This is a genomic window from Orbus sasakiae (assembly GCF_039542345.1).
Classification (GTDB): Bacteria; Pseudomonadota; Gammaproteobacteria; order Enterobacterales; family Orbaceae; genus Orbus; species Orbus sasakiae.
In genome coordinates, this window is the sequence record NZ_BAABHY010000001.1 from 241,239 (window position 1) to 261,479 (window position 20,241).

Genomic DNA, 20,241 nt, shown 5'->3' on the forward strand with positions numbered 1-20,241 from the left:
TTGTGAAAATACTTGAATTACGTTTTAAAAATTTAAATTCGTTATATGGCGAATGGCATATTGATTTTACGCGCCCAGAATATTTAACTGATGGTATTTTTGCAATTACGGGTCCTACAGGTGCCGGGAAGTCGACAATTTTAGATGCAATTTGTTTAGCTTTATATGGTGAAACACCTCGACTAGGAAAAATTACAGCTAAAAATAATGAGATCATCTCACGTAGAACAGCAGAATGTTATGCAGAAGTCACGTTTATCTCTTCATCTGGTACATATCGTTGCCATTGGAGCCAAAGCCGAGCTAGAAAGAAAATTGATGGCGCTTTGCAGGATGCTAAACATGAAATTTCAAATGGATTAAATGGCGAGGTTTTAGAATCCAAAAAAACGGATGTTAAATTAGCCATTGAAGATAAGACTGGTATGAACTTTGAGCGCTTTACACGCTCAATTCTACTTGCTCAAGGAAGCTTTGCTGCTTTTTTACAGGCATCATCAGATGAACGATCCCCTATTCTTGAGCAAATTACAGGAACTGAAATTTATAGTGATATCTCTAAAAAAGTTCATGAAAGACAAAAAATTGAAAAAGAAAAACTAGATATCTTATCAGCTGAATTGGGTGGAATAGCAGTTTTAGATGAAGCTCAGGAAAATAGTCTAAAGCAACAGCACACTGACAAATCAGTGCAGATAAAGCTGTTAATTCAGCAACAAAAGACAATACAAGAGAATCTACGTCAACATAACAATTTAAAAACATTATCATCTGAATTACATACTTTAAAAGTATCACAAAAACACATTTTAGATGAAATTGAACAGTTTGCTACCTTTCAACAAAAACTAAATCTAGCACTGAAAGCAGCTGAATTAGAGGGGGAGTTCGCTACCCTAAGAACATTACGTAGTGAGCAAAAAACAGAGCAAGAACAGTTATTAGCGCTTGAAAACAGATTACCAGCCATTATCAATAGCCTTAAAGATGAAGAGTCTCAATTAAATGTGAGGAAAACGTCTTTGGTTGAGATTAAAGAGCAACAAAAACAGGCTATTCCGATAATTAATAAAGTTAGAACGCTTGATTTACAGCAAACAGAAAAACAAAACCAACTTAAGGTAGTTCAGGATGAGTCAAATAACCTTATTACTAAGATAGAAAAAAATCGCATTGATTATCAATCCTCTTTAAAAAAACAAACTGAAATAGCTGAAAAAAACCAACAAGTACAAAATTATTTAAAGATTCATTCTCAGGATGAACAATTAATCGAGAAACTTGCCAGTATTCAGGAACAGTTAAACAGCTTTCAACAAAGCCTTTATGATCTTTCACAAAATCAATTAGCTATTGAGCAAAGAACAAAAATCTTAATTGGATATTCCAATGAGTCTAAAAATGGTAATGAACAACTTACGCAGGTCCAAAAGACGTATCAGGAGTACCAACAGACCTTTGAACAAAAGAAAAATGTATTATCAGAAATATTAGGTGGACGTTTATTAAGAGAATATCGTAGTGATAAAGAGTATTTACTAAAAGAAAAACTTTTCAGGTTAAAAATAAGTAGCTTAGAAGAAGAGCGTCAAAAACTAATAGATGGTGCACCTTGTCCATTATGTGGTGCACTTGAACATCCCTTTGCTGTTGGTAATATTCCTGAAATAGATGAAGTAGAGAAGCAAATACAAGTATTAACTACACTCATTAAACAAGCTGAAGATATTGAAAGTGAAATTCAGCAAGCTCAGGAAAAAATACAACTGATTAGTGTACAAAAAGATAAAATAGAAAATAGTCTTGAAGTTCTGGCAACTAAAATCACTAGTGTAGAACAAAACTTAAAAGAGTTAGAGTCTCAGCATCAAGGTGTGAGCTCACGTAATACCCAATTAAAAAATACAATACTGAATCAACTGAATATATTTGGTGTTTCTGAACTACCAGCAAATAATGATACGACAGAGCTTATGGTACAGCTGAGTACTCGTCGTGATAACTGGTCAAAATATCAGGAAGAAAGCAATTTATATCATGACCAAAGCAAACAAATTGAAGCTGAACAACAACAACTCGATAGTATTAAACAGTTGCTTGATAGTCAATTGAGTGAAAAACAAGTTCAGTTGACTTCACTTAAACAACAACAAGAGCAGTATAAACAACTGCGAGCATCGCTCTATGGTGAAAAATCGCCAGATGAAGAAGAAGAAAAATTAGGAAAGATGTTGAGTGATGCTGAACAGCAATTACAAAATGTTCAAAAACGGTATGATGAGATAAAAGAACAAGATACTCAGGTCAAAACAAAAATACAGACCTTATCGGCAAATATTACACAAAGGTCCGAGGCTTTGCAAAGCAAGGAAAACAGTTTTATTTCTCACTTAGCCAAAAAATCTTTTACCAGTGAAGCTGATTTTTTAACTTGTCGCCTTTCTGAACAAGAGCGAGAAACATTAGCTAATCAGTCTACATCACTGGCAAGTAGGAAAACTGAAATAATAACGAATATCAATGACCGCGAAAAACGTTACGCTGAAACCTTGCAACAAGTCTCACTGATACAAAATGATTATGAAACGTTGGAACAGGAAGATAAAACACTTATTTTAAAACTGAGTGAATATACTGAAACACTGGGAGCAATTAAACAACAACTTTTAGATAATGAAAACATCAAGAACAAATTAAAAGATAAACAAACGTTAATTGATAAGCAAAAAAATGAATATCATAAGTGGCTAAAATTACATGGGTTAATTGGTTCTGCTGATGGTAAAAAATACCGTAATTTTGCCCAAAGTTTAACATTTGAAGTTATGGTTTCTCATGCTAATCAACAACTTGTAAAAATGACAGATCGCTATTTATTAATTCCATCAAAAGAACAAACCCTTGAACTGAGTGTGATTGATAACTATCAAGCAGGTGAAATTCGATCAACAAAAAATCTCTCTGGTGGTGAAAGCTTTATTGTTAGTTTAGCATTAGCCCTTGGATTATCAAAAATGTCCAGTCAAAAAGTTCGAGTTGATTCGCTTTTCCTCGATGAGGGGTTTGGTACTTTAGATGAGGACGCCTTAGAAATGGCATTATCAGCATTAGCAGGATTACAGCAAGAAGGTAAATTAATTGGGGTTATTTCTCATGTATCGACCTTAAAAGAGCGTATTAATACCCAAATAAATGTAAGTCCTCTTAATAATGGTAAAAGCCAATTAAATGGGGTGGGTTGTCGTCAGATAAATTAAAATATCGGTAGAAGACTAAAAATACCTTTTTTACTAACTTGATATCCTAAATTCAGTCTAACCGGTTCGTATTATCTTTTATGATCAGACAAGTAAGGATTACCTATTTTTAATTATAACAACTAAAAATAGGTAATACATAAACTTGCTATAACTCTCCAAAAACCTCTTCAAAAAATGCTTTTCCTGCGGAGGATAACACTAAACTTCCTTTAGAATTTCGATAAGCTATATTACGCTTAACTAAAATATTATTGATGGCTTTTTCAAGAGGATCTTTAATTTCACATGCAATTAAAATCTCTTTCATCTCCTCTGTTTCAATAAGCTTAATTAATTGTTCATTAATTCCCGCTTCATGTGTTGTCATTATCTCAAACTCATATCCCTGTATTTGCACGCCTCTACCCAGAACTGTTAATAATGCATGAATTTTTAAGGCAACATCACTCAGTTGATCATTATTAGTCATGTTTCTAATAAACATAAATCCAGGTTTCATCACCAGTTCAAAACCAATATTACTATACAGTTCTTGATAAATAGCATCATAGTGTTTAAACAATTCTTCATAGAGTGGATTTTGCTGTAACTGTCCATCTAGCGTAATAAAATCATTAATTACTTTACCATTTATGAACTCTGAATATATTTCCTGGCTTTTTGCTTTATTAATCATCAGACGTATCCTGTATATCATTCAATTGAAGTGGATGGTAAACAAGTTTTAATCCACCATAGATAATTTCTTTTAACAAAAATTGTACTTTTATTGGCAGACCGATTCTGCTACGTAACCAACCTAAACCATCTAATAAATCAACTAATTTATAATCCGAAAGCGTTAAATATAAATAATTATGTACTAAAAGATGAAGATCATCGCTTTGTTTAGGTAATACATATTCCGCCATTAATTTTTGTATATTCATTTTATGACGAATATGCTGTTGTTCATTTTGATTAAGATTGTTTTGATTGTCTAAATGAACGAGCTGATTTTGTAATTTTTCCCTTAATTTAGGTAGTGTTACTCTGAGATATTCTGTGAATAAAACGGATTGATGATTATCTCTCCAATCTAAACGAGGAGCAAAACGATGTGTTTTTAAACCAGTAAACTGATAGGCGAAGTGAAAAGCTTTAGAATCTTTATTCACATATTTATTATTTAATTTGCCATCTTGAGTTAATTGACTTTCAGCTTTTAGTTGATTAAAAAGGTGTTCAATACAATCATACTGATGACGTTGGCGTTTCCCTTGCCGGACATAGCGCTCCAGTGTTTTACGTATTATCTCAATATTTTTAGAATAAGAACGGATACTTCCTTGTGCAAACTGTATTCGTTGACTGATTTCAGGGAATCCAGATTGTTCGAATAATTGTGCAATTTCACCAACAGCTGTTAACGCTGGCTTGCCTCTTTTTAAATCTTCACGTTCATTTAGAAACTGTAAGGTAGGTAAAACATGACGTTGATAAATACGATTAATTTGTATAAGTGCTTCTCTAATTAATCGAGTTTGAGTTAAATCTTGTATATTTTTTGCTTCAGCAATCGCTGATAAACGCTCAGTTTGACCTTGTAGGCTAGTTATATTTTGTTTAATGCGCCCATGGGTATGGCGTAGTCGCTCAAACAAGAGTGCAACGACTTCTTCGTATATTTCGTCACCAGGGGAAAGTGAAATAGAATTTAAACGTTCGTAGCTATCATTGAGATCTTGTCTTAAACTTTCAAGTTGTTCACTGCTTAGTTCTCTTAATCGGCTTTTATCGAAATGCCTGAACATATCAAGAACAAAACCTTGAAAAACTAAGATATTACGACTTTTATCAAGCTCAAGTAGCAACCCTGTTTTGAATAAGTTATCAGGATCAAACGTCTCTTTTAATTGTCGGGATTTGGGTTCAACTTGATTATTAATCACATCAGTAACGAGTTTATAGTAGAGAGCAAGAGGGATTTCACCCCCTTGTTCTTGCTTGTCTAAGTGATCAATTAGTCCAAAAAAGATCTGTTTATACTCGATCATTCGGATTAATGTGATATCTGTTGATACACTCATTCATTACCTACCGATTCAGATGTTATCTCGTTCGTTGATGTCAAAGATTCACATTTTCCATGATAAATAACTAGGCGATCCGCGTGATAACTTTTTGTGGCTTTAAACGCCCCTAATGAAATGTAATGACCTACAGCAGACACAATTTCAGATGAAATATCGGGACTTGCACCAAAAAGATAAAAACCATGACTTTCAGCGATATAAGTAGCTGTTTTTAAGTTCTCTCTATCTAATGACCCCATTTCATCCATAACTAATGGTATTGAGATAGAAGCATCGTTGCGTAATAAACGTTTAAGTAAAATAGATAGCAACAAACAGTTGACCATTGTTGTCGTTCCATTTGATTGTTCTTTTTCACTAAACTTTTCATGCCCTTCTAGAAGATAACAATAAATAACTTTCTGAATGATTAGTTCCATACGTAATGTTGGAGTGCTGTTAGTTGAACGCTTGAAAAATTCTTCACAAAAATCATTAAGGTGGTTATATAACGTCTCATCATACAAATTTTCGTTATTATGAAAGTTAATCTTTTCCATTTCTCGCATCAGAACTTCAAATCGAGGATGTAATGAAAATTTTACTTTAATTGCCGCTAGATTAGAGACTGAATAAGCAAGAAATTGTTGATTTAATTCTTTTTCAAATGTATGAATCTGAGAGGCAGCACTGCGTAATTCATCAATTTTTATCGCAGTTTCTTTATTATGGGCAATAATTCTATCTTGTTGATTTTGTTGTTCCGCTGATAAATTATCAAAACATAATTTTAAAGATTGATGAAAGTTTTTTATCTCCTGATAGGTATAACTACCTTTAAAACCAGCATTTTCAGTATTCTCAATAATATCTGCTTTTAATAAGTTAGATAAAAGTTCTTGTATTGATTCAGAACACTCTTTTAAATGCTCGGCTTGGGAACGAGTCTTTGCGACGGCATCATGTGTGAGCTCACATTGTTCTGCTTCTAATTGAGAAAACAATAATTGTATACTTGGTGCAGTAACTTCTTTTACCTGATTCAATTGATCATGAAAGACATTATTATTTCGTTGCTGTTCTTTTAAGGTATTAACCACATCATCACTACGGGCTGTTTCTTTTTTTAGGAGAATTATTTGTTCCTGTATTTTTTCAGATTCAGCAGAGAGGGCTTTTAGGACCTCTTCGACGGTCTCAACTTGCTGAGTATATTTTTTGTAATCTTTTTGATAAGTTTCCTCAGCTTTTATTCGCTCAATATCCTCTTTAGTTTTAATTAGTCGGTTCTTCGCTGTATCCTGTTTTTGTTTGATTATTTCTTTACTGTCAGTACCTTGTCGTTTAAGTTCATGCAACTCCTTATCATTCCGCGTAATATCCTGCTCAGTCTCTAATAATTTTTTTTGCAATAGCTCTTTATTTTGTTTTTTATCAAAAGAGGAGACAGTTTTTAGTAACTGTTGCTCTAGAAACCATATACCTTGTTGATCAATAGTAAATAGATCAGCAAATGCTTCTATAGACTCTGCTTGTTTCTCATTGAGTCGCATTTGAATATCTGCAAATCCATGGTTAAGATTATAAAGTAATCTAGCTGTTTCTGGTTTTAACGTTTCAAGTAATAAAGGTTGTTCGCTTTCTAATAAGATCTTGTATTGTTCTCTATTTGCTTGTAATGATTTCTGTTCTTCTATCAAGAACATCATTCTTTCTTGACGTTTATTGTCATTTCGCAAAGTGTCCAATAGAGTACTTTGCTCAGTGATATGCTCCTGTAGTAACTCAATAATTTCGTTGTTAGAAAAGGTACCTGGATATTCATCTTTTATCTTTTTTATAAGTTTAATGCGTTGTGTTATGTCATCCAATATTTTACGTTCAGACTTAAGTTCCCCTTGGGTTTGATGAAGTTTATTGGTTAATTCAGTATAACGCTGATTAGCATGCTTCTCTTTATTTTTAGCATTATTTTGAGCTTCAAGGGCGTGTTTTAATTTCTGTCCATTCGTATTGATGGAGATATTGAGTGCTTCAATTTGGTTATAGCATTGTTGTGCCAAATGTTTAGTATCATGCTTATATTGTTCATAGAGGTTATCCAGCTCTAGCCACTCAGGTAGAGCATTCTGAATTTTCTGTAGTCGATTGCTGTTTACTTTTAACGCATGATAACCATCCAAAATTTCGGCAAAATCGACAGAAACTTGTTCTTCTGAACGTTTTTTTTCTCCCTCAATGATCGTTGCTATTGCTGTAGGTAAGGTTTTGTCGTCTTTAGCGCTAATATCGAAGGCTAAATGAATTAATTGACGCCAGGCTTCAATTTCTTTTGGGGTTCCACCGTGTCTGAAGGGTAAAAGACAGTAACGACTATGAAAGGGATCAATGCGATTCTCACTAAATAATCGTTCTTTGAGAATTTTAACATCCCCTAAAGGTTCCGCTTTATGTGTCCAGAGCTGAGATAAGATCCCCTTTAGTGACAAGGATTCTAATGGTGAGCCAAGGCCTTCATTGTCACTATGATATAAGTCCCAAAATAGGCATCTTATTTCATCATAATTAATGGGTACAGCCATGCGGCCATAGCTTAATTCACTACTACCTCGATGTAATATTAGGCAAAAAGGACCATGAATATTTTCAGCTTCAAGAATGATAAAAGAACGATCTTCTGGAAAGTAATATTGGTAACTTTCAGGCCCTTCGTATTGTTTACCATTAGCGCCCTTAAAGCCAAATTTGCGGTCGCATTGCCGAAAATTGATCTCTGGTAAAAGAAAGAGTTTGAGAGCATTTAACATTGAGGTTTTACCAAGATTATTGCGCCCAAATAAAGCTGTATGTTGGTCAATCCTAATTTCGGTATAAGCGTAAGCTGCACTGTTAACAAAGATTAACCGCCGGATGGCAAAACGATCTACAAAAGCATTTTCTTGTTGCATAAGCTAGCCTCTTTGTTAGTTATATAAAGATAAGTCTCCTGCTCTAATTTTCTACTGCTATCACGCATTGTGATAATGAGATTATCTATTTCAGTTGAGAGTCCGGTATATTTTGTTAATAAAGCACGCTCAGAATCAGAAAGGTGCCATTCAGAACAAAGTAGGTGCTCAATAACATTCGGAGGAATAATGAATTCTAAGCGCTCTCTTAATAGCCATTTTGTCAGGCTCTTAAATGTTTTTAGTGCACCAACATCAAGATCAAATAAACAGAAAACTTTCTCATAGGAAAAAAGGTAGTCGCGATGAAGGCTATTATTGATTTGATTACCTGCACTGAATACGATATCCAATACGTTATTTGAGATGAATCCCCATTGTTTAAGTAAGTCTATTGTTTGCTGGTAAGATAAAAAGTTCTCTAAATTTTCGACAAGTAGTAGTTGTTTACAAGATTTTACAGGACAGAGCCAGCTTTCTTCATTAAAAATAATAACCTGTGGATGCTCTATGTGTGGTGATTTAAGTAGTAGGAAAGAGCCACTCACTGATACTTTATGACTTCTGCCTTTAAAAGCAGAAGTTATTCGGTTTGTACAATCATCATAGCTCACTTGCTGGCATAAATCGGAGAAATCCTTTTCATTTAATATTTCTACTTTATATTGCCTTCGTTTAATTAGATCTACTCGAAAAAGTCGATCAATTCTCGTATCCGGAATATTTCTTTTTAATAGAGTCTCTCTAAAAATAGTAAAATTGATTAATTTTCCTTGTTGAATATTTTGTAAATATTGGGAAAGTTTATCTTTGATAATTGCCGACATATTTATCCCTTGTTATTTAATTTCTAATATTAGAAATAATGTTTATTAAATATGATCAAAAATAGATCCCATATTAGGCATAAATAAACGACAGTACTGTTTTGTCGCATATATATCAGTCATGCCTGCAATATAGTCACAAATCACCCTTTTTTTATGTTCATTATTTGCTAGTGTATATTCTTCAAGCTTATTTTTGGGTAGTAGCTTATTTGGATTTTCACTAAAAACTTCGAATAAATTTAAAACAATATTTTGTCCTTTAAATTCTAAGAGTTGAACTTGGTTGCGTTTAATCACGTACTTTACAACTAAGTCGATTAAAGCTTTAAGGCATTCAGCGGCATCAGTTTCCATCACAGCATTAAAAGAAAGTAATTGATGTTGAAAAAGAGCTCTTCTTTCTATAGAAATAGAACTAACAAAATAGCCAATTAGCTTACTTATAGCATGTTTTCTCTCTTTACCTGAACATGAAAATAGCCGTTGAATATAGGTATCTTTTTCTTTAATTAATGGGGAACTCGGAAATTTATCACTAAGAGATAATAAATCTTGTTCCCAGTGTGTTGAAGTAATTAAACCTAATGCTAATGCATCCTCTAGATCATGTACTCCATATGCCATGTCATCAGCGAGTTCCAGGATTGAACAATCTAGCGATTTATATTGGGTTTTATGGTGTTTTTTAATTTCTATATTGGTATTCTCCACTATACTCATAAAGCATTTTTTATCTTCATCTGAGAGAGGTCGTAAAATCCAATCAAGAACTTCCTTCTCATCGTTGAGAATACATTTAGGTGGCTTTGAACTTTCAATATTGTTTTTTGACCATTTTGCGTCAAGATCATAATTAGCTACAGTATTATGGATAGCTGGATATTTAACTAAACCTAAAAGTGTTCTTCGAGTCAAATCTAAACCATGATGAGGTGAATATTCCCCAAGTTTGGCAGCTATTCTTAAGGTTTGACCATTTCCTTCAAACCCTCCATGGTCTTTCATAAAATTATTTAACGCAATTTCTCCGGCGTGTCCGAATGGTGGGTGGCCTAAATCGTGTCCTAAACCAATTGCCTCAATTAAGCTATTTTCAGGGATCCATGTTAAAATTTCGAACTCATTTTTATATTTAGCTCTTAAAGCATTGCATATACTCGAACCTAATTGGGCAACTTCAAGAGAGTGAGTAAGTCGTGTTCGATAAAAATCACTGTCTCCAAGATTAATAATTTGTGTTTTTGACTGAAGACGGCGAAATGATGCAGAATGAGTTATTCGTGCTCTATCACGGTGGAATTGATCATCAGGCTCATTTATTGTTGCTGAATTAAATGATTTCGCGGGATATGGTTCATCATCACTTCTTTTTCTACATAACCATTCATTATCCATGTGAATTTTCCTATTTATCATTAAAATACATTTTATTTATACGTTTTACTCTAAACAATGTAACTAATATACAGCAATTATTTCATGTCGCTTTAAAAAAATTCTGCTACTTATCAGGAATTCGGAATAGTTTATTAATATCTATGATCTATATCACGTATTAAGTTATTGCCTTATTCAGGCTAAAAGAGAAAAATATATAGAATTTACGGCGTAGAAAAGAAATGACTCTTTTGATTTTTTACGAACGAGCAAAACTACAATTTGGTGTAAATCACATTTTGTCAACCCCACAAAATGAGCTCACTTTCCCCATTGGCACCAAAATTGGACTACGAAAAAAATTAAAATATTTTTATCTTAATTAATCAATTGATTATAAAATAATTCAACTCCCGCCAGCTCTAATGCGAAGTATTTACTTACCTTTATAATCAAACCATTCAGTCTATAAATGACAAGCTATTTTGTGATACTAAGCTTCAGCACTATTTAGACAGATACATCAAAATCTCACACACATAAGTGTGATATCGCTTACCGAAAAATTAATTCATCACTCGATAACAGTCGCTTCGTCACGTCTTTATTCAGTTCGCAAACATTATTTTTTTACCAATGTTAATTTATTGTGTTTAAAGTGTTTTTATATGGAAAAGAAAATTTAAAGCTGATAAATTAACCACTAATTTCACCATCATTTTGAATCATTTAATAACACTATTTAAAACCGAGTCATGGTTCAAAATGCCCATAATAAGAATGATTAATAACTTAACTAGGAATAAAGATGGAAATAAGTGCTAACCTCAAGTCTTTTAGTAAGACGTATTTGGCTATATCAATATCGACGCTTTTAGTTTCTCCAACTGCATTTGCAATAACGCACAGTGATACGGACACGCATTTATTAAGTGGCGCGGTGATTACGTTAGACAGCAGTGATAGCGAAAATCGTCTAGATGGGAGTGGTGAATTAAGGCCAACTGAACCAAGCAATAATGTTATTCATATCACGGGTACACCGGATACCGCGACGAATATCTATGGTGCGACGTGTTTAGATAATCAACGCTGCGAATTAAACAATAATGTGATCATTATGGATGCTGGATCGGTGGACAATCTGATTGGTGCATCGGCAGATGTGCCGCTATCTGCATCAGCAGAAGCGTTTACTGATGCGACCGCCCCAGTGATAAATGATAAAACGATCAGTGCTGATGTAACGGGCAGTGTAAATATGTACGGCGGTACAGTGAGCAATAATATTTATGGTGCCTATGTGGTCGATACCTCTCGAATTTCTGCCGAAACTTATGCCAGTGCTGATGCCACAATGAATGTTGTGGGGACCATTAAGGGTCAAGGCACTGTCAATATCTATGGTGGAACCGTTACGGGTAATCTTTATGGCGCTTCAGTGATTACTGAAGGTTCAGTGTATGCCTATGTGTATTCCGGCTCGACGGCAGCGGCGAGCGCGACTGCGACGATCACGGCTGATGCAATTGGGACGGTGAATATGTCTCAAGGTCAAGTTACTGGCAGTATTTATGGTGCATCCGTTGATGTTGATGCTAATGCAACAGCAACCGTAACGGATACCGCTACCGGCGTTGCAACATCAACCACGAATATTACTGCGAATGCCAATGGTACGGTGAATCTTACTGGTGGTACTGTCACAGGTAGTATTTACGGCGCGTCAGCTCAAGTGGCTGCATTTACGGGCAGTTACACTGATGCCACGGTCGTTGTTAATGTCTCGGCACACAGTACGGTTAATATTGAGGGTGATGTAAAATTACAAAGTGATGATGGTAGTTATCATGCCGAACTTTGGGGCGGGTATTTATCCGCATTTAATGATGATATGAGCACCCTGTATTATAATGTTTTTACGGATAATACATTAAATATGAGTTCTAGCCCATTAACGGTCACTAAGTTAGGTAATTTTGAATATTATCAATTTGCCATTAATGATTATAATAAATCCGTGATTAATGACAGCAGTTCGGCTTTAATTACCGTGACCGATGAATTATCTAATCGTAATACCTATCAACCGTCAGACACGTCGCCAACAACGAATGTCTCATACACCAAATTGACAGGAATATCGGGTACTACGAATATTAATGTTGGTGACACGATCAATTTGATTACAGTAAATGGTGGAGTGGTCACTCAAGGCGATGATACCACGTCTTTAAATGATTTTTTTGATTTAACCAACAGTGATAATAAAGTTAAGGTCGGATTAGTCAGAGAAGCAGACATCAGCTACAGCATTAAAGATGACTCTGTTGTGGCAACGATTGACAAAATCACTGAGATCATTAAAGAAAAAGTCGATGATAATATCAAACCGCTGGCAGAAGGACGCCTTGCAACATTAATGAATGTGACGCGTGGCGCGGATGCCTTAAGCCATTTATCATTAAAGCATGTTGATGCAGGGACATTTACGCCAATAGCGGCAATCGATGGCGGTATTAACCAATATGATAGTGGTTCATCGATTGATTCAAACGATTACCGTATTATGGTTGGTTCTCGTTATCAAATTTTAGACAACTTGTATGCGGGTATCGCCATTGAGTATGGGCGTAGTCATTATGATACTTATAATGATTTTGCTTCCGGGAGTGTGCATGGACGTGGTCATACTTATAATTATGGCGCATCATTATTTAGTAAATACAGTCAATTTAATGCCGAAAACGAATTCTATATTGATGGGGCCTTTCGGTTTGGCCAGGCTAAAACCGCGTTTTTGTCACATGATATTATTACAGGGGCGGGCAGTGCCGCAAGTTATGATAGCAAAGTGGGATATATTGGTGTGAACTTAGGCTCTGGGTATATTTACCAACTTAATAACCGATATAGTTTTGACTCATCACTACGCTATTTTTATAGTCGTTTAAGCAGTGATAGTGTTGTGATTGATGGTGATAATATTCATTTTCAAACATTAACATCATCGCGAGTACAGTTAAAAGAACAATTTAATTATCAATCTTCGGCTCGTTTAATTTTTACCTTAGCGGGTATTTATGAGTATGAGTTTAATTCTAAAGCGAACGCTAACGTAGCCGGTATGGCGATTAATGCGCCAAGTGTCAAAGGATCAACCGGTATTTTTGAATTGGGGATAAAAGCAAAACCGATTGAAAATGAGACTAATTTTGGTCTAAATATCATTTTACGTGGTTACAGCGGTAAACGTGATGGGGTTAATGCTTTTGTTATGATGAAATATGATTTTTAATTATTGATGATTTTTTGTATCGTAAGGGTGCGTTGGGCACCCTTTTTATTGCAGCATAATTAATTAGCACCATCGTTTTACCGAAAATTACGAGCCTAAATACCAAAACAACAATGCGATGATTGAAGTATCAACTAGACCGTTTTGAATTTGAGTATCGTGGCAGTAACATTAATAGGAAATGATACCGAATATTGTTATATCATTTCCTGATTTAAAAGATGTCATTATTTTTAGCTGAAATAATGACATGTTAATCATAAGATTAACGTATTTCACCCTCATTTTTAATCTTACTTTGTTCTTCTTTATACAGTTTGTTGTCGTAAAGTTTGACGAAAGGAAGATAGATAAGTAGTGCCACAACCGCTGATAATATGGCGACAAAAATCGCTCTGTAGTCCCCACCTGTACTAATAAATGCACCTAAACCTAGCGGAGATGGCCAAGGAATTAACGCCACCACCGGATTGATGATGTGTAAGCTTATTGCAAAATAACCCAACGTACCACATACCATAGGCGCTAAGAAAAAAGGAATCGCTAAGTAAGGATTATAAACGATAGGTAAACCAAAGATGATGGGTTCATTAATATTGAATATGGCCGGCACGGCAGATGCCCGGCCTAATATTTTCAATTGACTTGATTTTGCATAAAAGGTAATAAAAAACGTCATCAATAATGTGGCGCCTGATCCCCCTAAGATAACCAGCGAATTATTAAACTCACCAGCAAATGGAATATGAGCCCCTAGTGTGTTTTCGTTCATATTGACCAAGGTGATTGGGGTAATTAAGGCTCCAATGATACTCGCGCCATGAATACCGACAACCCATAATGCATGAATTAAAAATAAAATCACCATGACGCCGAGCCAACTTTTTGTTAAGTTGGTGACAAATTGGAACGGGATCGAAATGATGCTATAGATATCGGTACCGAAATAGATAAAACAGCCGTTGATGATGATGATACAAAATGCAATCACAAACGTTGGAATGAGTGCAGAGAATGATCGTGAAACACCTAATGGCACCGTTTCAGGCATTTTGATGACCCAATTTCGTCTGATACAAAGAAAATATAATTGTGTTGCTAACGCGGCCATAATAATCGCAATAAATATGCCGGCAGTGCCAAGGCGGACAATGGTTGAACCGATTCTTAGACCATTAATGATGTGTTCACTTGGAGCATTGATTAAATGAATCACATTATTTTGCATCACTAACTCGGGAAGTGTCATAAAAAAAGCAAAAACTGAAAGTAGGGCGCCATTGAGTGCATTGACGTTAAGTCCTGTTTCTTCCGCTTCAATTTTGGTTAATTCATACCCGACCACAAAGTTAAAATACAGCGCTAAAATACCGATGGTTGCTGTATTGGCAACCATATAAAGATCACTGACTTTAAAGAATGTATTTTCAAACACGCCTTGTAGTCCGGTAAATGTCATCGGTAAAATGTTAAACACTAAAAACATGGAACCGACAATCGTAAACGGCACTGATGCCATACCCGCGGCCATAACAGCACGCACAAGCCTCAATTGTGATATTTTGGCCATCGGGGTCATTAAATATTTTTGTAAAATGACAAATCCTGTATTCATTTAATTTTCCTTATTTAATTAATAATTTTTTTGTAAGCTTCAACTCTTGCAAAATGTTTATCTTGGTTGAGCTTAATTTTATTGAGCTTTTTAAGCATTAAAAAAGAAATAGATAGGCTTACTACAAGTAACACCGTCAATATGTTTAAAACATGTTGTGTATTTTTTAAAAATGGATAAAAGACATTATAAAAGGGTGAATAAAGGGTAATGAGTAAGATAATACTGGTTAACAATATGACTTTATAAAAAAAATGGGCATAAGGTAATTTATTGCTATGGTTGCGGTAGAGTTTAATCTGTTCTAAGGCGGTGAAGATACTTAAAACAAATAGGAAAAGGGGTAAAATCACCACCATTGATCGTGAGCCTAATAGAAAAACAGCCCAATAAAGATTTAAGAATAAAAAAAAGGCCGTACTATAGCGAACAGCTAAGAAACGATTAAAATAAAGATGGGTTAAGCCCATTTTTTTATGCATTGTCATCTCCTCTTGTATCACTTTCGATTGTTACAATTTTAACGTTTGACGGAGTTCGTGATTTAATGAGTATAAGTGAGACATTTCACTTGCAATTTCATGGAGTGTCATTGCCGTCATTAAATGGTCTTGAGCATGTACCATGATGATTTCCATCTCTATTTTTGTGCCATTGGCGTAAGATTGCAGTAATTCCGTTTGAGATTTATGCGCTTCTAAGAGCTCGTCATTCGCCGCTTCAAGTAATTCATGGGCTAGCACAAAATTGGCATTTCGCATTGCTTTAAATGCCTCATGTATTTTCATTTTGGCGTTACCACTATGCAAAATGATCGTAAACGCAACGAGTTGAATCTGTTCTGAGGACAATTTTTCATTCATGGTCATATTCCTTTTCAATCAGTGTTATAAAAAGTTGTTTGAATTGCATGTAGGTTTTTGTTTTTAGCATTTTCTCTTGTAAGTCTAAATCGTCTATTAACGCGACGATTGCTTTTGTCATCATGGCTAAATCAGGGTTTTGATACACAGACGGTGAAATCATAAAAACAAAATGAACATTTGGATAATCATTACTCCAAAATAGACCTTCAGGAATAATGGCAATGCCAATTTTAGATAACTGCCCAACAGGAACGGCGGGGTGTGGAACAACAATGGTTGAACTGAAGAGTATTTCACCTAACATCATTCGATTATCCATTTGTTGCATCATGTTTTTTTTATAATCGAGTGATTCGTCGATAGCAAGTAAATCAAGTAAATGCGCTAAAACGGGCTCTCTATTCGGTTGTTTTTGTTCATAACAATAAAAATAATTCGCCAGTAAGTCATCAACGGTATGTTCTATGTGGGGAAGGCATTTTTGCGAATGCGTCAGCACCGACGTTTCATCTTTGCGCACGGAGACAGGGGCTTGACGCAATGAAATAAATCGGCGAATTTTTTGCACGTCTTGTTCACTAAAAAATACGGAAACATGAAATACCGGAATTTTAATAATTTTCGAGGAGAGGTCGATGGATGAAATAATAAAATCCGCTTCGTTGAGGATGTCATTATTGGTTTCATAGTAGCCAACGGTGGCGACTATGTTGAGTTTATCTTCAAATTCACGTTGAATTCGATTTTTTAATAACTGAGCGCTGCCCATTCCGGTCGCACAAATGATGAGAACTTTAATTTTTTGGTCATTTTTAAGTTTTTCGATTGAGGCCAAAAAATGCAGTGCTAAATACCCCCATTCATCATCGTTAATATCATAATCAATCAGGAAGGGTAACTGTTTACAATAATGCTTTGTCAGTGTAAAAAGCTCAGCGTGATTTTCTTTTATTTCACATAATAGTGGATTGTCTAATTTAATATTTTGCTCTAAACGAATCAACATCGGTTTTAAATGCTGAATTAAGCCATGCTTGAGTTGTTCATCTTGGTACAAACGATAACCGGTTTCTTGTTGTATTTTAATGAGAAGATGGCTGATAGCTAAATTGAGATTACTATCCGATTCGTGATTAAGAAGATTTGATTTTGCCATTAAATGCAAGGTTAAATACATTTGTTCTTCTTTTGGAAAATCGAAACCAATAATTGCTTCAACGCGAACAAGGATCTTTTTAGCAACATGAAACTCAAGTGATTCAATCGTCGATTTAGGCATATTGAGATGTTGAATCGCCAGTCCAGATTGCAGGCGTTTAATACTTAAAGAGAGGTGTAAAACAATATTTTGAATCATCACATCCGATAATTTGATTTGTGCTTCACGGCACTCATCTAATATGATGATCGTTAACATATCAAAGCTGATTGTTTCGATAAAATGATGTGAATAGGTTAACCGTTGTAAAAAATGAATCGAATCTTGATGAAAGAAGTAACTCATAATAAAGTGCCGTTTAGCACTTTCTTGACCGTCAACAAAAATCAGCGATTTAGACTTTTTGAGCGATAATTCATAAGGAAGGAGTTGGCTTTTTATTTCAGCGATATCCTTGTTGAGTTGTGATGAACTAATACATAAATACTCAGATAAATCATCAATGTTTATTCGCTGGCTTTCTAAGAGTAATAAATTGAGTAAATAATGTTTCCTTTCTGAAGACTCCCGATATTTTGATTGGGGCTGATTTTTATCGATAAAATGATGTTTAATCAAAAATAAATTAAACTCTTTTCTATCGTTAATCTGTAATTGATAACCATATCCCTGCTTGCTAATAATTAACGCACCATTGTCCTGAATAATCTCTTTTAAATCGTTAAGATAAGTCCGAACAGTACGATCGGATAATGACAACTCTTTTGCGAGTTCAATACTGGTTTTAAATGTGTTTTTAGCATGAACGAGTAAACTAATGAGTTCACGTTGCTTATTTTTAATCATTTATATCAGTTACCCTCGAGCTGAATATTATTCTGGTGATGAATAACTTCCATTTTATGGTTCATGTCTTTTATTGTTAAGACATTATCGCTTATTGACCTAAAGAGTAAGCAACGATGACGGTGAATGATGTCATCGATGCACTCTTATAAATCAACATGTCTTGATCATCATGATGCAATATTATTCTCGATCAGTGCCGCGAGTTGTTCAATTCCAGACTGTATCGGAATATACGCTGGGAAGGGAATACTCACAACGGGTTTACCCGCTTCATCACCAAGTTTCTTGAATTTATCAAGCATCATCATGGTTTGTGGACTAATTAAAAATAATGAAAAATCAGAGTTTTTTATCATGTTGTTTCCCTCTGTTGCGGAAACGGCATCAACGGATATCTCTTGGCCTTTACTTGCAAAATAATCGGTTACTTTCTTTGCCATCAATGATGATGACATACCCGCCGCACATATGATCAACGCTTTTTTCATATTTCCTCCTAAACAAAATGGATTATTATACACTCTCACCATTTGATGAAATAACTTGCTTATACCATGCAAATGAGGCTTTTCGGCTGCGTTTTAATGTGCCGTTTCCTTTGTTATCTTTATCGACATAAATAAAGCCATAACGTTTTTCCATTTCACCAGTACCGGCCGAAACAAGATCAATACATCCCCATGGCGTATAGCCCATTAAATCAACACCATCCTCTTCTACGGCTAATTTCATTTGTTTGATATGTTCACGTAAATATTCGATACGGTAATCGTCATTTATTGATCCATCGGGTTGTATTTTGTCGTAAGCCCCAAAGCCATTTTCGACAATAAACAGCGGGAGTCGGTACATGTCAGTTAACCAATTAAGGGTATAACGTAACCCTTCGGGATCGATTTGCCATCCCCAATCTGACGCTTTTACATACTGATTGCCAACGAGGTCTGTGCTCTCGTTATATTCATAGCTGTCATTACCGTCTTTTTTCCTAATTGCATTGGACATGTAGTAACTAAAGCCAATGTAATCGACAGTGCCTTTTTTCAGTGTTTCACGATCTTCATTGGTGATATCTAAGGTAAATCCTTTGCGCTGCCAATATTTTTTCATGTAATTTGGGTAATCACCGTGTACATGCACATCGGTAAAGAAATAACGGCGCTCCATGGCTTTTTGTGCCATTAAGACATCACCCGGTTTGCAGGTTTCGGGATAAATCGGTACCACCGCAATCATACAACCAATTTCAAAATCAGGGTTAATAGCGTGACCAATTTGGACAGCTTTTGCACTCGCAACCAGTTCATAATGGGCGGCTTGATACATGATGAGTTCACGGTTTTCACCCGCTTGATAGTCAATCCCAGAATTGGTAAAGGGGGCAAAATCCTCATGAAAATTAGCTTGATTGTTAATTTCATTAAATGTCATCCAATACTTCACTTTATGTTTATAACGCTCGAAGCAAACTTCAGCAAAACGGATGAAAAAATCAATCAGTTTTCGATTACGAAATCCACCATATTCAGTTACTAAATGATAAGGTAGTTCGAAATGAGACAGGGTGACAACCGGTTGAATATTATGCTTTAAACATTCATCAAAAAGGTCATCATAAAATTTTAGTCCAGCTTCATTTGGCGCTAGTTCATCCCCTTTTGGAAAGATGCGGGACCACGCTATGGATGTTCTAAAACATTTAAATCCCATTTCGGCAAAAAGCGCAATATCTTCTTTATATCGATGATAAAAATCAATGGCTTCATGGTTTGGGTAATATTCCCCCGCAACGACGCCTTTCGTTATCTTACGAAAACTTTTTGGTGAACCAACGGTCATAACATCAGCAACACTGATACCTTTGCCATCGGTTTGCCATGCACCTTCAAGTTGATGGGCTGCAACTGCACCGCCCCATAAAAAATCCTTTGGTAATCCTTTATTATTCATAACGCAATCCCCATTGTTGATTTTCAATTCAAATT

General features: G+C 35.1%; 13 protein-coding genes. 2 read left to right on the forward strand and 11 right to left on the reverse strand.

What is annotated here, in order from left to right:
• The first annotated feature begins 2 nt into the window (after window positions 1-2).
• On the forward strand, window positions 3-3,257 hold the full coding sequence (locus ABEA36_RS01000) for an AAA family ATPase (protein ID WP_345487806.1): 3,255 nt from the start codon (window positions 3-5) through the stop codon (window positions 3,255-3,257).
• A gap of 148 nt (window positions 3,258-3,405) precedes the next feature.
• On the opposite strand, the gene ABEA36_RS01005 is transcribed toward ABEA36_RS01000, so the two are convergent.
• The 5 genes from ABEA36_RS01005 to ABEA36_RS01025 are packed head-to-tail and all read right to left on the reverse strand — an operon-like array spanning window position 3,406 to window position 10,487.
• Window positions 3,406-3,936, reverse strand: coding sequence for a condensin complex protein MksE (locus ABEA36_RS01005; RefSeq protein ID WP_345487808.1), 531 nt, complete (start codon window positions 3,934-3,936; stop codon window positions 3,406-3,408).
• Window positions 3,929-5,329 (reverse strand): hypothetical protein, encoded by a 1,401-nt coding sequence (locus ABEA36_RS01010; protein WP_345487810.1) that lies wholly within the window; start codon window positions 5,327-5,329, stop codon window positions 3,929-3,931. Before ABEA36_RS01010 ends, ABEA36_RS01005 begins: the two co-directional genes overlap by 8 nt.
• Window positions 5,326-8,262 (reverse strand): hypothetical protein, encoded by a 2,937-nt coding sequence (locus ABEA36_RS01015; RefSeq protein ID WP_345487812.1) that lies wholly within the window; start codon window positions 8,260-8,262, stop codon window positions 5,326-5,328. Before ABEA36_RS01015 ends, ABEA36_RS01010 begins: the two co-directional genes overlap by 4 nt.
• Complete coding sequence (locus ABEA36_RS01020; protein WP_345487813.1) at window positions 8,238-9,089, reverse strand: hypothetical protein; 852 nt, start codon at window positions 9,087-9,089, stop codon at window positions 8,238-8,240. Before ABEA36_RS01020 ends, ABEA36_RS01015 begins: the two co-directional genes overlap by 25 nt.
• Before the next feature lie 45 nt (window positions 9,090-9,134).
• Window positions 9,135-10,487: an anti-phage deoxyguanosine triphosphatase gene (locus ABEA36_RS01025; protein WP_345487814.1), complete on the reverse strand. Its 1,353-nt coding sequence runs from the start codon at window positions 10,485-10,487 to the stop codon at window positions 9,135-9,137.
• A gap of 790 nt (window positions 10,488-11,277) precedes the next feature.
• Between ABEA36_RS01025 and ABEA36_RS01030 the strand changes: the two genes are divergently transcribed.
• A complete protein-coding gene (locus ABEA36_RS01030) occupies window positions 11,278-13,767 on the forward strand; it encodes an autotransporter domain-containing protein (RefSeq protein ID WP_345487815.1) in 2,490 nt (829 codons plus the stop codon).
• A gap of 265 nt (window positions 13,768-14,032) precedes the next feature.
• Here the strand turns inward: ABEA36_RS01030 and celB are convergent, their stop codons facing one another.
• From celB to ABEA36_RS01060, 6 genes are all read right to left on the reverse strand, one after another.
• A complete protein-coding gene (gene celB / locus ABEA36_RS01035; protein WP_345487816.1) occupies window positions 14,033-15,382 on the reverse strand; it encodes a PTS cellobiose transporter subunit IIC in 1,350 nt (449 codons plus the stop codon).
• A gap of 14 nt (window positions 15,383-15,396) precedes the next feature.
• Window positions 15,397-15,864 carry a hypothetical protein gene (locus tag ABEA36_RS01040; protein WP_345487817.1) on the reverse strand — a complete coding sequence of 156 codons (468 nt, stop codon included), beginning with the start codon at window positions 15,862-15,864 and terminating at the stop codon, window positions 15,397-15,399.
• A gap of 30 nt (window positions 15,865-15,894) precedes the next feature.
• A complete protein-coding gene (locus ABEA36_RS01045) occupies window positions 15,895-16,245 on the reverse strand; it encodes a PTS cellobiose transporter subunit IIA (protein WP_345487819.1) in 351 nt (116 codons plus the stop codon).
• Complete coding sequence (locus ABEA36_RS01050; protein WP_345487821.1) at window positions 16,238-18,253, reverse strand: BglG family transcription antiterminator; 2,016 nt, start codon at window positions 18,251-18,253, stop codon at window positions 16,238-16,240. Before ABEA36_RS01050 ends, ABEA36_RS01045 begins: the two co-directional genes overlap by 8 nt.
• Before the next feature lie 170 nt (window positions 18,254-18,423).
• Window positions 18,424-18,744 carry a PTS cellobiose transporter subunit IIB gene (locus ABEA36_RS01055; protein WP_345487823.1) on the reverse strand — a complete coding sequence of 107 codons (321 nt, stop codon included), beginning with the start codon at window positions 18,742-18,744 and terminating at the stop codon, window positions 18,424-18,426.
• Window positions 18,745-18,769: 25 nt separating this feature from the next.
• Window positions 18,770-20,206, reverse strand: coding sequence for a 6-phospho-beta-glucosidase (locus ABEA36_RS01060; protein WP_345487825.1), 1,437 nt, complete (start codon window positions 20,204-20,206; stop codon window positions 18,770-18,772).
• Window positions 20,207-20,241: the final 35 nt, after the last annotated feature.